The following is a 14,698-nucleotide window of genomic DNA, read 5'->3' on the forward strand; positions in this document are numbered from 1 at the left end:
CTAAGCTTCCCAGTCTAAACGCATGACTATTCATTACTAAGATCAGTCGAAACTAAGCTCAGTCGAAAACTGTGAAAGGTAATCCGATAAAGGTGAACCGTGCTTCAGACAAGGCCTGAGAAAAACTGGCACTCAATGTCCCCAGATGCGGTGTTCTCCGAGCTGAAGACCAGTATGGCCGGAATCAGTGAGGAGGAAGCTGCACTAAGACTGCGAACCGACGGGCCTAACTGCCTGCCAGCACCAGCTCGCAAAGGGTTTCTGCGGCGCTTCTTCTCCCATTTCAACAACCTCCTGATCTACGTCCTGCTCGGGGCGGCGCTTATCACAGGCCTACTACAACACTGGGTAGATACCGGGGTCATCCTGGCGGTGGTTATCGTCAATGCGATTATCGGCTTTGCTCAGGAGGGTAAAGCGGAAAGGGCCATGGATGCTATCCGCCATATGCTGGCTCCACGTGCCGCAGTCCTCCGCAACAATCAGCGGCTCACTGTGGAGGGAGAGAAACTAGTACCCGGCGATATTGTGCTCATTGAGGCCGGTGACAAAGTGCCTGCCGATTTGCGGCTGTTAAAAACGCACGGTCTGCAGGTACAAGAGGCCATCCTGACCGGGGAATCCATCCCGGTAGAAAAACATACCGATCCGGTAAACACCGATACCCCCTTGGGGGACCGTAGTTGCTTAGCCTATAGCGGAACCACTGTCACCAATGGGCAGGGAGTGGGTGTAGTAGTGGCCACCGCAGCAGAGACCGAGATCGGTCATATCAGTGGCATGCTCGCCAGTGTTGAAACTTTAACCACTCCGTTGGTTGAACAGATGGGTTTCTTCGCCAAATGGCTGGCCCTTTTTATTCTGGCCGTTGCTGCGTTGATCTTCGCCTTTGGGCTGTTTGTATTGCAGCACAATTTTAATGAACTGTTTATGGCCATTGTTGGGCTTTCGGTAGCGGCCATTCCCGCGGGCTTACCGGCAGTTCTAACCATCACATTAGCGGTCGGGGCCCAGGCGATGGCGCGGCGCAACGCCATTGTCCGGCGCCTGCCGGCTATCGAAACCCTGGGATCAGTATCGGTAATCTGTACCGATAAAACCGGGACTCTCACACGCAACGAGATGTGCGTCGCCACAGTAGTTACAGGCGCACAACGCTATAAAGTAGAGGGTGAGGGCTATGAACCGCGGGGTGAAGTCATGCTCGGCGGCGCGCCGGTAGCGATGTCATCCCCACTGCAGGAGTTAGCCCGTGTCGCGGTTCTTTGTAATGACGCCGAGCTCAGAAAAGAGGATGACAACTGGCTCGTCGAGGGTGATCCCATGGAGGGGGCCTTACTGGCCTTCGCAGCAAAGGCGGGAATGAATAGCGGGGAGGTACGCAAGCAGTGGACCCGTACCGATATTATCCCCTTTGATGCACAGCATAAGTTTATGGCCAGCCTAAACCACAACCATGAGAATCATGCACTGATCGCCGTTAAAGGTGCGCCGGAACAGGTTTTGGCAATGTGCAAAACCTATCGCAGCAAGGATGGAGGCTGCGAACCGCTGATGGAGACCTACTGGCGACAAAAGACCGAGGAGGTGGCGGCATTGGGACAGCGTGTCTTGGCGCTCGCCACAAAAGAGGTAAAGCCAGAGCACACGGTGCTGGAGCACTCAGACGTGAAGGGAACTATGACTCTTCTCGGCTTGGTGGGATTGATCGATCCACCCCGTCAGGAGGCTATAACCTCAGTTGCAGAGTGTAGGGGCGCGGGTATTCGAGTGAAGATGATTACCGGCGATCATGTCGCGACCGCAAAAGCCATCGGTCAGCAGATAGGCTTGCAGCGGCCTAACAAAGCCCTAACGGGAGTGGATATCGACAACCTGAATGACGCGGCATTGGCGGCAGAAGTCCTGAAGGTGGATATCTTCGCCCGCAACAGGCCTGAGCATAAATTGCGGCTGGTAACCGCATTGCAGGCCCACGATATGACTGTGGCAATGACTGGCGATGGCGTAAACGATGCCCCCGCTTTAAAACGCGCCGATGTGGGTATTGCCATGGGCCGGGGGGGAACAGAGGCTGCCAAAGAGGCCTCCGAGCTGGTTCTAGCCGATGATAATTTCGCTTCCATCGGCGCTGCGGTCCGTGAGGGGCGCACAGTTTATGACAATATAAAAAAAGTGATTAGCTGGACGCTGCCCACCAACGCAGGGGAAGCCTCAACCATTATTGTGGCGCTGCTCTTTGGCATGGTACTGCCGATAACACCGATCCAAATACTTTGGGTGAACCTGATTACCGCGGTTACGCTTGGTATTGCGCTCGCCTTTGAGCCCACAGAAGAAAATACCATGCACCGCCCACCCCGGTTGCGCGACCAACCGCTCCTTACCAGTGTACTGGTATGGCATATCACATTAGTTAGTACCTTATTCCTGTGTGGCGTATTCGGAATATATACCTACGCCATTCAGCAACACCACTCATTGGAATTGGCACGAACCATGGCCATGAATACATTGGTGGTAATGGAAATTTTCCACCTGTTTTTTATTCGCAATATGTATGGCACCTCTCTCACCTGGAAGGCAGTGCGCGGCACCAAAGTGGTGTGGATGGCAGTCATCATGGTCACTTTGGGGCAATTTGCCATTACCTATGTCCCACTCCTGCAGGAAGTCTTTGCTACTGAGGCAGTGCCACTTTTTGATGGCATTCTGATCGTTGCGATTGGCGTAGCGCTGTTTGTCATTATCGAGATCGAAAAACAGATGCGTATACGCCTTTCCCGCCAGACACAAAGCTTCACTGCCAGGGAAAATTCTTAATTCCGTACCTTGACCTGTTCTCAGCCTGACCAACCCTACAGCCTAAGCCCCGCTTTAATTGGCTCACAATTTGCTGCCTCTTTATGGGTTTATTCTTATTACTAGTGATCAGATGCTCTCAATGTGTGTTGAAAGCCAGCGCTTGGCTCTACCAAAACTGAAACTTTCAGTGACATAGAGCACATTTTTGCAGGTTGGCAGCAGGGGCAACACCGTCATAGACACTTTGCAATACGCTTGAGCTTAACCGTGCTAGAGAGCTTTTCAGGGATCGCGTTTAACACAAGGTTAAAACCCGGAACAGCAGTGTAGCGAGCAAGTAAAACTTTCCGCCATAAAACCTTATGACATTTAGTGAAGATCCAGGCCGGGCCCCGGTAGGGAGTAATGAGATGCCGTTTAAACAAATCCTACTTCCTCTAGATGGCTCAGCTATCGCTGAAGAGGCCATCGCCCATGGAGTTATGCTGGCGCAGAACAGTGGTGCAAAAATTCACCTTCTTCATGTACAAAATTCTGAAGAGCAGAGCATAGATCCGGTGGACTGGCGGCTGCGCAGAGTAGAGCTGCGTAGCTACCTCAACCGTTTGGCTGAGCCCATTTCGGAGCAGGGTATTACTGTAAGCCAGTCTGTGGTGGAGGGACGCCCAGCAGAGCAGATTGTAGAGTACTGCGATGAGGTCGATATCGATCTGATTGTACTCACTGCATACGGCAAGGGTGGCGTCAGCCGTTTCGACTTCGGCAGCACCGCCCAAAAGATTTTTAGTGGCTCTGGGCGGTCCTTCATCATAGTGCACCCGGGTTTAAAACCTCCGGTCCAGGAAAATATGGCTTACCGCCGTATCCTGGTTTCCATGGATGGTTCCTCTCATTCCGAGTGGGTTGCTTGCCAGGCGGCATCAATGATGCGTGGGCAAGAGATGGAAATGATTCTGCTGCAAGTGATTGCTGTGCCAGATATGCCCCGCAAAATGCCGATCACCCGCGAAGAACACGCCACACGGGAAAAGTTTGTCGAATGCAATCGACGCGCGGGTGAAGTCTACCTGGAGGAGATGGCTCGCCAATTGGAAAACGGCATCAAAGTGCGGCCCTTGCTACTGGTTGCACAGAATGTCGCCGAGTGTATTTATGCCACTGCTGCGGAAGAGGATGTCGATCTGATTGCGATGAGCGCGCACGACTGGCAAACCGGTGAGCAACACGTAACGGGTACCGTCTGCCACTCCGTTATATCCCACAGTAACCTGCCGGTTCTGGTGTTCCAGGATTTGCAGGAATCCCAATTACAGGCTCTGCGCGCTGACAACATAGCCTGCCAAATTCGCCACTCAACTCTTCCGGTAAGAAATGAAGCGCATCGATGAAATTGCGGTTTTGGAAAAAGCAGGGCGCTCGCCAGGGGTACAAGTTCTTTGTACATGCAAAGTCCGAGCAAAGCGGTACTCAATCTGGGAGTACCGCCCACGGGATTGGTAACAATTCGAGCCGGGATAATGAACAGCAGCGCCTGGAAGATATAGCCGCGCTGGCCAAGCAGCACGCAAGCCCTGTCGGTACCGGTGGTGGCTACCGCTTGCGACTGCACTTGCGTCAGTTAGAAAAACATTTCGAGAAAATCTATCGGCATCTCGCCACTCGGGTAGAGGCGGGCGAAAAAAGTACTCGCAGTGAAGAGTGGCTACTAGATAACCGCCATGTGGTCCAGGAAGCCCTGCAGTTGGTATGTGAGTCCCTGCCGGTGAACTACTTAAAGCAGTTGCCACAAGTGTCTGCCGAAGACGGCAGTCTCGACCTGCGTTTACATGTCCTTGCCGATGCATTGATCACCGATTTCTCCCAACCCGTAGATATGCAATCCATTCACCTGTTGGTTGAGCACTACCAGGAGGATGCTGTTTTAACCACCGGCGAACTCTGGGCACTGCCCGCACTTTTGCGCCTTTGCCTATTGGAGCACTTGGCGCAGCTGGCCGAGGATGCCCTGGGAGGACATACCGCTACAGAAGAGGAACTCAGCGTTGGCATTGCCAGCGGTATCATTAGCCTGCGAGAACTGCGCAGTTGTAACTGGCGGGATTTTGTTGAGTCCCTCAGCCGTGTAGAACATATATTGCGCAAAGACCCTGCAGACGCCTACCGCCGAATGGATTTTGAAACCCGCGATAGATACCGGGATGTGATAGAAAAGCTGGCGCGCGGCAGTGGCAAAACCGAGCAGCAGGTTGCCCAGTGCGTGGTGGAACTGAGCGGCGTACAGAAAACCGATAAGCGCACCCGGCATGTGGGATACTACCTGATAGATGAAGGGCGTCCACAGCTGGAAACCCTGCTGGAATATCGCCCAGGCTTTCTGCAGCGCCTTCATTGGCAGCTATTGCACAAGGCATCCAGGGTATTCTTTTCCGGATTGGCTCTTTTCTCGATTCCACCGCTACTTGCCCTGGCTGTTTATCTACTCTGGAGCGGTGCTTCTATCATTTTGACGTTATTGGTACTGCTGGTTACCGCAGTGCCAGTGGTCGGTATGGCCCTGGCTCTGGTTAACGGCTTGATTACCCACTGCTTGCCCCCGCGCCTGCTGGCAAAACTGGATTTTGATAAGGGCATATCCAGTGAATACCGCACGGTTGTGGTTATGCCGGTACTATTTGCCGATGCGGAGGATATGCAAAGGATTCTCGAGTGTCTGGAAATCAATTTCCTCAACAACGGAGATAGGAATCTTGTTTACGCAGTTTTAAGTGATTTTGCAGACGCGGATACGCAAAGTACCAGTGAGGACACAGCACTATTAGAAATCGCCAAAGCATCTATTGAAGCCCTGAACGAACGCCACAGGGTCGATGAGGGCAGATCACCATTTTTACTATTACACCGTGAGCGTCGCTGGAATGCGTTGGAAAACTGTTGGATGGGCTGGGAGCGCAAGCGCGGCAAATTAATCGAATTCAACAAACTATTGTCTGGCAATGAGGAGCACAGTTTTACCACTTGTTTTGGCGATCGCAAACAACTGCAAGGCATTCGCTATGCCATCACTCTCGATGCCGACAGCCAGATGCCACCAGACACCGCACGACGCCTCGTTGGTGCCATAGCGCACCCACTCAATCGCGCAGTGGTCAACAGCAGCACACAAAGAGTGGTAGCAGGTTATGGATTTTTACAGCCCCGGGTGGAAACCGACCCGGCTAGCTCTGATGGAACCCTATTCAGCCAGATTTTTGCCGGTGATCGCACCGTAGACCTCTACACCCACGCCGTCTCGGATGCCTACCAGGACCTATTTGGCGAGGCGATATTTACCGGCAAAGGAATTTACGACCCGGAGGTTTTCTCCCAGACCCTGGCCGGGCATCTTCCAGAAAATGCCATCCTCAGCCACGATTTAATTGAAGGTGCCATCGGTGGTGTAGGGCTGCTGTCGGATGCAGTCTTCTATGAACAATACCCACCTAATGTTTTCGCCATGCTGCGCCGCTCGCACCGCTGGATTCGCGGTGATTGGCAGATACTTTCCTGGCTGGGCAAACGTGTACCGGTCGATAGCGGTGAACGAGTCGACAACCCTTTACCGACAATTCAGCGCTGGCAAATCGTCGATAATCTGCGACGCAGCCTGGAGGCCCCCTGCCTGTTGGCACTTTTTCTGCTGGCCTGGAGCGGTTGGCTACCAGGCCATGCCTGGGCTTGGACTTCGGCGCTACTTTTGTTGTCTTCCGCATCGGTATGGCAGGAATTACTATCGATGGTCTGGCGCAGCATCGCTGATCCCAGCCGCGCCCATCTTCATTTCCGGGGAGGGCCGGCGGTTCTACAGCAGCGCTTTTTACACTGGCTGCTATCGCTGGTTCTGCTCCCGGTGCAAGCGATTAACGCGTTGGATGCGATCGTACGCACACTCTATCGGCTGCGCGTTTCCCACCGCCATTTGTTGCAGTGGACATCAGCGGCACATGTGAATCGCTCTGTCAGCAGTGCACTGACTGCGTTTGGCAGTTGGCGTGCGATGTGGATTTCCCCACTGATCGCTCTATTGGTAACTGCAGGCTTGGCTTATTGGGTTCCCGCCAGTCTCTTGCCTGCAGCACCGTTTTTGTTGGCCTGGCTCTTTGCGCCCCAACTTCTTCACCACATCAATTTACCGCGAGAGCTGGAGCCATCAGTTCTAACAGAAGAGGACAAGCGCGAGTTGCGTTTGCTAAGCCGGCGAACCTGGTTTTTCTTCGAACACTTTATGGGGCCTGATGACCATTGGCTGCCGCCAGATAATTATCAGGAAGAACCCCTGGCGGTCCTGGCCCGGCGTACATCCCCCACCAATATCGGGCTGGGCTTGCTCTCTATTCTCAGCGCCTACGACTTTGGTTACGTTGATCTCAGCCTGCTATTAGCTCGACTCAACAACAGCTTCGACCGTATGCGCGGACTGGAGCGCTATCGCGGACACTTTCTCAACTGGTACGAAACCCGCGAGCTACACCCGCTCAACCCCCGCTATGTCTCCACCGTGGATAGCGGCAACCTGGCCGGCAGCTTACTAACCCTGGCCTCCGGCCTGGAATCCCTGAAAAGTGAACCACTGAGTGGACGCCAGCTGGTACTGGGGATCACCGATACCCTCGATGCCATGGCAGAAACCCTGCAGCCGGTCGATAAGGACTCCGCCCCCAACGAAATCCGTGAGATCAACGCGCAGCTAGCGCAGTTTCGCCAACGTTTACAAGCCGGCGCGGAGCACAATCGCTGGTGGCAAACCATCGACGATATCTATGAGAGAGATGTACCCTGGCTACAGAAGCAGATGCTGGCGCTGATCGAGGGTGACGAAAAAAATTTCAGCGCAGAGGATCTCGGTCGACTACGCCAATGGCTCGATGAACTGAACCGCCATGCGGTGGCCGCGAGGCGCTATCAGGAGGCGCTCGAACCCTGGCTGCGACTTATGCAGGTACCTCCCAAAGTCTGCCGGGAGGGTGTGGAGCATGTCAGAAAAGCTTACCTCTCTCTCGCAGACACTTTGAAAATCCCGGTTTCCTTATCGACCATGCCAGACTTTTGTGATGCTGCGGAACAACAACTGCTGCAACTGCAAAAACACCTCGCTGCAGAACCACAAGAGCACGATGAAGCCGCCTCTTGGTGTGAAAAAATGCACAGCGCACTGGAAAGCGCACGGGAAAATGCCGCCAGTTATTGCCGAGACATCACCAGCCTTTCCACCAGGGCACTCAACTGGGTTGAAGAGATGGATTTCGCCTTCCTCTACGATCGCGATCAGCACCTATTTCATATCGGTTACAACATTACCGATGCTGCACTAGACGCCAACCACTACGATTTACTCGCCTCAGAATCTCGCCTGACCGGCTTCCTCGCTATTGCCAAAGGGGATGTACCGGCGCGCCACTGGCGCCACCTTGAGCGACCATTTCGGCACCTTCATCGCCGGGTGGTGTTGATGTCTTGGAGTGCGACCCTGTTTGAATATTTAATGCCGCGGCTGTTTATGGAAACGCCTGAGCACAGTTTGATAGGGCGGGCCTGTCGCAATGCCATTGAAGTGCATCGCAAGTTTACCGGCCGCTTCGAACTGCCCTGGGGTATCGCCGAATCCGGTTACTACGAACTGGACAGCCAATTGCACTACCAATACCGTGCCTTTGGAGTGCCCGGCATCGGTTTTCGTCGCGACCTCGGTGAACGCCTGGTTATAGCGCCTTATGCTTCCATGATGGCACTACCATTCGATGCCGCAGGGGTTATGGAGAACCTGCGCCAGCTTCGCGCCGAAGGTGGTTACGGCCAGTTCGGTTTGTATGAAGCGATTGACTACGGCCGTACGGCCAAAGCTATACCTCGACGCGCACGCACTGTGCGCTCCTATATGAGCCACCACCAGGGCATGATCCTGCTGGCCATTAATAACTACCTCCACGACGACATAATGCAACAACGCTTCCACAGCGATGTGCGCATTGCCGGCCTGACGCCACTACTGCACGAGCGCCTGCCCACCGCGCGGCCGGCCCTAAGACCCTGGCAGCAGCCGGGGCTACAGCGCAGTTTCCACGCCGAGGGAGCCCTGCAGAGCTGGTCTGCTCTTCCGGGGAGACCCTATCCGCAATACAACCTGCTCTCTAACGGCCACCACACACTGCTGCTGGGAGCAGATGGTTCAGGTGGCAGCTATTGGCACAATCTTGCCCTGACACGCTGGCAGCCAGATCCGACCCAACACCAGGGCGGGCACTGGAATTATGTCCGCGATCTGGATAGCGGCGAACTATTTTCTGTGGGGCTGGCCCCCTGTGGCGGAGACTCCGGCCACTGTATGGCCAACTTCTCACCACAGGAAGTAGAGTTCCAGCGCCGTGAAGCGGAGTTATTCTGCCGCTTACACATTGCCCTCAGTTCCCAGCATGACTTAGAAGCTCGCCGACTGGTAATCAAAAATGAGAGCAATCGCAGCCGCCACCTGCTGCTGGCGGATTATGCCGAGGTGGTGCTAGCGCCAGAACGCGATTACCAGCGTCATCCCGCCTTTGCCAAACTGTTTGTGGAGAGCCAGTACCTGCCCGATGAGCAGGTGATGCTCTATCGAAGGCGGCCTCGCAGCGGCGAGGAAAAACCGATATATCTAGCCCACTGCGCATTGGTTTCTGCCGATGTAAGTCACCAGCTGGGCTGGGAAACCGATCGGGTACGTTTCCTCGGCCGCGGCGGGTCCCCGGCAAGGCCTCTGGCTCTGCAACGAGGCCTGGAAGGCTTCACGGGAACCACTGGCCCTGTATTAGACCCGGTAATTGCCTCAGCCCAAGAAATTTCTATTTCGCCTCATTCTGAAGTCGAAGTGATCTACCTGACTGGCGCCAGTAAATCACGCCGGGAGTTGTTGGCTGTATTGCGCTCTTATCGCTCGCGGCCCAAGGCACGTTGGGTATACGACCTGGCGCGAATGCAGTCTGAACAGGAATTACACAACCTGCGTATCCCTGCGGCAGATGTTTACTGGATGATGGAGTTGCTCTCCGCTGTACTAGCTCCCTCCGGCGGGCTGCGCGCCTCTTCCCGAGTATTGGCCCGCAGTCATCATATTCAGCGTTGCCTGTGGAGCCGTGGCATCTCCGGAGATAACCCAATCCTGTTACTGCAGGTGCGCAGTGAGCAGGGCATTGATTTTGCCGAGCCCATTCTGCAAGCCCACACTCTCTGGAGCGGCCGCGGCCTGGCTATTGACCTGGTTATTGTTGATGAGGATTCCGCCGGTTATTCCCAGCAGACCCGCGACAGGTTACAGGAGATGATCGCCGATATTCGCGGTCGCACTATGCGCAAACTAAACGGCTCAGTGGTGATGGTGCCAGGCCAGGAGCTGCCAGAGTCTGATCGTATGGGCCTTTTGGCTGCAGCACGGGTATTGCTCGATTCCTCAGCAGGGCCAGTGGCCACACAGCTGGAGAATAGTGCCACCGCGCTACAGGCTCAGATGCAGCCATTGCCTCCTTTTGTACCGGTGCAATCTGCAGGTTATGTCCAGTTACCAACACCAGCCCTGCAACGCCCAAATGATCTTATATTTGATAATGGCCTGGGTGGATTTTCAGCGGATGGGCGCGAGTACATCCTGCATCTACAGTCAGGCAAGCCGGAAAAACCGGGCCAGCGCCCTCCTGCACCCTGGGTAAATATCATCGCTAATCCCAACTTCGGTTGTCTGGTATCCGAAGGGGGCTCCTGCTGTACCTGGAGCGGCAACAGTGGTGAACACCGGCTGACCGCCTGGAATAACGATCCGGTCCGCGACCCCAGTGGTGAAACCCTCTACCTACGCGATGAAGAGAGCGCCCAGGTTTGGTCTCCAACCCCGGCCCCGCGGCCCGCCGAGACCGACTATCAGGTAAGGCATGGGGCAGGTTACACCGAGTATCGCCATAACAGCCACGGCCTTGAGCAGTCCTGGCGTATTACGGTCGATCGCACTGCTCCGGTGAAAATTGGCCGGCTGACATTGAAAAATGGCTGGAACAGGCCTCGCCGATTAACTGCCACCTACTACGTGGAGTGGGTAATGGGACTGACCCGCGGCAACAGTTGGGCTCATCAGGTCAATGAGTTCATACCAGAAAGCAATACGTTATTGGCCCGCAACGCCTTTGTCCCGGATGCCAAACCCGGTGTCGCCTTCCTGACTGCCAGCCTGCCACCTCACGGTCTGACCACAGATCGGCATGAGTTTATTGGCAGTACCGGGAGCCCACAGGCACCGGAGGCACTGTTTCGGATTGGCCTCTCCGGGAAGGTGCAGTCTGGCGGCGACCCTTGCGCCGCTTATCAAGTCCATATTGATCTGGCTATCGGCGAAACCCAACACATTTATTTTGTGATGGGGGAGGGGATTGATCGTGCCCAGGCATTGGATTTGGCCGGTGAATTCCGGGATCCACAAAGAGCCGCAAACTCCCAGGCCGAGTTCGAACAGTTTTGGGAGAATTATCTGCGCTCTGTTCAGGTGCGAGTGCCCGATAAGGCCACCGAGCTGATGGTAAACCGCTGGCTACCTTATCAAACCCTGGCCTGCCGCCTCTGGGGCCGCAGCGGCTTCTATCAATCCAGTGGTGCCTTTGGTTTCCGTGATCAGCTTCAGGATGTACAGGCACTGCTTTGGACACATCCCGATTGGACACGCCAACATATTTTGCGCACTGCCTCACGCCAATTCCAGGATGGAGATGTACTGCACTGGTGGCATGAAAATCCCTTGCGCGGTGTGCGCACCCGCTGCTCCGACGACTTACTGTGGCTGCCATTTGTTACAGCCCAATACATTCGCACCACGGGTGATTACCAAATCCTGGATGAACCGGTCAGCTATCTTGCCGGGGCACCACTGGGCAAAGATGAGCACGAACGCTACGCCGAGTTTGAAAGCAGCGATGAATCTGGGTCTCTTTACGAGCACTGCTGCCGCGCAATTGAGCGCGCCGGCGCCGTAGGGCCTCACGGGCTACCGGTAATCGGCAATGGCGACTGGAACGACGGTTTCAGCCGTATCAGTACCACCGGCCGCGGTGAGAGTGTGTGGATGGGCTGGTTTTTACTGCGAGTTTGTCGGGATATGGCGCCCCTGTGCGACTACATCGGCGATTCTGCACTGGCGGAATATTACCGTCAGCTGGGAGAAAATTTCCGTCAGCAGGTAGAAGACAGCGGCTGGGACGGCGCCTGGTATCGGCGCGCTTATTACGATGACGGCACGCCGATTGGTTCTAAGGACAGCGATGAATGCAAAATTGACCTGATTGCACAAACCTGGTCGGTGCTATCCCAGCAGGAACCCACTGAGCGATCCCGCAAAGCGATGGAATCGGCCGACCAGCACCTGGTAAACGAGTGCGCCCGGCAAATACTGTTGCTTAAGCCACCGTTTAACAAAACCAAGAAGGACCCCGGCTATATCAAAGGTTATCCACCTGGAATTCGTGAAAACGGTGGCCAATACACCCACGCCGCCACATGGGCCGTCTGGGCCGCGGCCGGACTCGGACAGAGCGAGCGGGCTTGGCATTACTTTAATTTGTTAAACCCAATTACCCACACCGATACCCTTGAAGGCGTAAAGCGCTATCGCACAGAGCCCTATGTATTAGCCGGCGATGTCTACGGCGTGGCCCCCCATGTGGGGCGCGGTGGCTGGACTTGGTATTCCGGAGCGTCCGGCTGGCTGTATCGCAGTGCACTAGAGGCATTGCTCGGGGCAAAAATTCTTGATGGCGATCACTTGGTGATCGAACCCTGCCTACCGCAAACCTGGCATAACTATCACTTATCGCTGCGCTTTGGCAGCAGTCGCTATGAGATCGACATCAGTAATTGCGGTGGCTGTCCGCGAGAGATCGAATCACTGACGCTGGATGGAGAAAGACTCACTTCAGGAGTCATTCCGTTAAAAGACAGCGGCCAGGAGCATCAGGTAGCTTTAGTATTCAAGCCTGTTTTTAATCCCCCCAAATAACAACGAAATACTTCACTATTAAATTTTCCAGTGTGGTCAGCAGGTTGCCTTATATGGCTTCAAATACGATCAATACAAAATTTTTTCTCACGATAGCTTTTAGCGCTCTACTTATTTTGGTTACCCCCACCATAATAACGACAGTGATTTACTGGTTTATTGGTAGTGATTTCTCAAACAGGGCAAAATCTGATGCGGACCGACTTCTGGGAATAGGTAACTACTGTATTATTGCCCCACATAAAAGATCGGAGGCTGCATATTTTATCACCAACTTTAAACATGTAAATTTGAAGGAAGTTATAAAGCAGGCTGTATACTTCAAGTTATACTTGCCTTCACAGGAAGTTGGAAGTGGATTAGCCAGCGCAAGAAAACGAAATTACCACTTTGCTATTTATAATAGTGATGCCATGTATTATTGGAGCCTCAGGGAAGATAGGTTTATTAAATCTCCCGACTATGTATATGTAACTTTTCAGCAAATTCTGAAAGTCTACTCCATGTACAATGGGAGGCCAGATATTTTGGGAAAGGGTGGCTTTTCGCAACCATCATGGGATTATTATGATTGCCCCCATTGAAAAGAAAGCATTATTGAACTTATCCCAGTTCTGACTGGGTCTAGCAGTTTTCGCTTTTTCATTGGTAGCACCAAGCCTTTCTTTGAAAATTTAGTGAACTTCGCTGTCTGAATACCACTCATGCTCTTAGTGTCATGATGAAGCGCCAACCTCCTCAGTAGTGATTTTTCTTTCCTTGCGAGTTTAGAAGTTGGCAAGATACCCAAAAGACGCATTGATGATCCAGTGTTCCGAATCAATACTCGCCCAAGGAAGGTGTTAAATTACTTGAGTCCGCTGGGTTTTTTGGCGGGAAGACGTGTGTCACTTATGTTAGCAATCTAGGTAGCTCTTCATATTTAAAGCATGGGTTGGACTTCGCCATATAAACCGGGGGATTACTTACAAAGAACTTTTTGGCTGAAATCTAGTCAGATCTGGAACCTCGCAAGCCAACAGGTCAGATCTTTTCTTTTTGGATGCTTGCCGAGGCATTCTACGGAAGTGATATTTAAGTCAGATGGAATTCCAGCCTCCCCCCTTAGTATATAAAGATAACGAAACATCAATTTCATGGCGCCTTTGGGTTTCCCTGGCGATAGCACTGAGTTTGCATATGGTTTTATTGACAATTCCAGTTTCCGTGCCACCAGATAATCAGTTGAACAAACAATCTACAATTAGGTTTATCTTAAAACATAAAAAACCGACTGCGAGCTCGCCAATAAACAGCCCAGACAGTACAGGTAGGCCCAAAAGGTCTGTAACCACTACAAAACCGAAAGTAGGGCAGAGTGAAGTATTGCCTGCAGCTTCAGCTACTGCAAAACCGCCCTCATCCGGAATTCAGCAAAAACATGAAGCCCCGAGTAGAGTGACAACCAGTGAACATAGAGACCGAGCAAATACTACTCAGCCCGAAAACTTATCGTCTCAAAAAGCCGTTACTTTAACGGTTCCCGCTGAATCTGGAGCAAAAAGCAAAGCGGTGGTTTTTGATCCGAGGTTAAAGAGAGCTTTAGATCGAGAGAACAACAAAGTTCGCCAGCTTCAAACAAAAGATGCCCTCTACACAACAGCGACAGGCACTTTTGTTCAACTCGGTGATAAATGCTTTGACCTGAAAGATTTACCGGCTGGCAGTGATAGCGATCTGAACCCCTGGTTTAGAGCCAAATGTCCCAAGAACTCTAGATCCCAAGCGGATATTGATCGCCTCGCTGAAAAATATGGTATACCTTAGACCCACAATCATTTGTGATGAATAGTATGAGCAAGGCCTCGTCCATAC

At 53.2% G+C, this 14,698-nt stretch carries 5 protein-coding genes; all 5 read left to right on the forward strand.

Features of this window, described 5'->3' with window-relative positions:
- Nucleotides 1-99 precede the first annotated feature (99 nt).
- The gene (locus ACJJIC_RS13640; protein WP_445357173.1) at nucleotides 100-2,823 is read left to right on the forward strand and encodes a cation-transporting P-type ATPase; all 2,724 of its coding nucleotides are present in this window, start codon (nucleotides 100-102) and stop codon (nucleotides 2,821-2,823) included.
- 392 nt (nucleotides 2,824-3,215) lie between these two features.
- Nucleotides 3,216-4,193, forward strand: coding sequence for a universal stress protein (locus tag ACJJIC_RS13645; RefSeq protein WP_444939174.1), 978 nt, complete (start codon nucleotides 3,216-3,218; stop codon nucleotides 4,191-4,193).
- Nucleotides 4,190-12,844, forward strand: a complete 8,655-nt coding sequence (locus ACJJIC_RS13650) for a GH36-type glycosyl hydrolase domain-containing protein (RefSeq protein WP_445357174.1) — start codon at nucleotides 4,190-4,192, stop codon at nucleotides 12,842-12,844. Before ACJJIC_RS13645 ends, ACJJIC_RS13650 begins: the two co-directional genes overlap by 4 nt.
- A gap of 53 nt (nucleotides 12,845-12,897) precedes the next feature.
- Complete coding sequence (locus tag ACJJIC_RS13655) at nucleotides 12,898-13,428, forward strand: hypothetical protein (protein WP_444909594.1); 531 nt, start codon at nucleotides 12,898-12,900, stop codon at nucleotides 13,426-13,428.
- Nucleotides 13,429-14,023: 595 nt separating this feature from the next.
- On the forward strand, nucleotides 14,024-14,650 hold the full coding sequence (locus tag ACJJIC_RS13660) for a hypothetical protein (protein WP_444909593.1): 627 nt from the start codon (nucleotides 14,024-14,026) through the stop codon (nucleotides 14,648-14,650).
- Nucleotides 14,651-14,698 lie beyond the last annotated feature (48 nt).

This window comes from Microbulbifer mixtoriginis (SeqCode) (genome assembly GCF_052468275.1).

Bases quoted from the DNA above. Each gene is read 5' to 3' on its own strand.
- ACJJIC_RS13660 (WP_444909593.1), top strand. From the start codon at position 14,024: ATGGTTTTATTGACAATTCCAGTTTCCGTGCCACCAGATAATCAGTTG.
- ACJJIC_RS13650 (WP_445357174.1), top strand. From the start codon at position 4,190: ATGAAATTGCGGTTTTGGAAAAAGCAGGGCGCTCGCCAGGGGTACAAG.
- ACJJIC_RS13645 (WP_444939174.1), top strand. From the start codon at position 3,216: ATGCCGTTTAAACAAATCCTACTTCCTCTAGATGGCTCAGCTATCGCT.
- ACJJIC_RS13655 (WP_444909594.1), top strand. From the start codon at position 12,898: ATGGCTTCAAATACGATCAATACAAAATTTTTTCTCACGATAGCTTTT.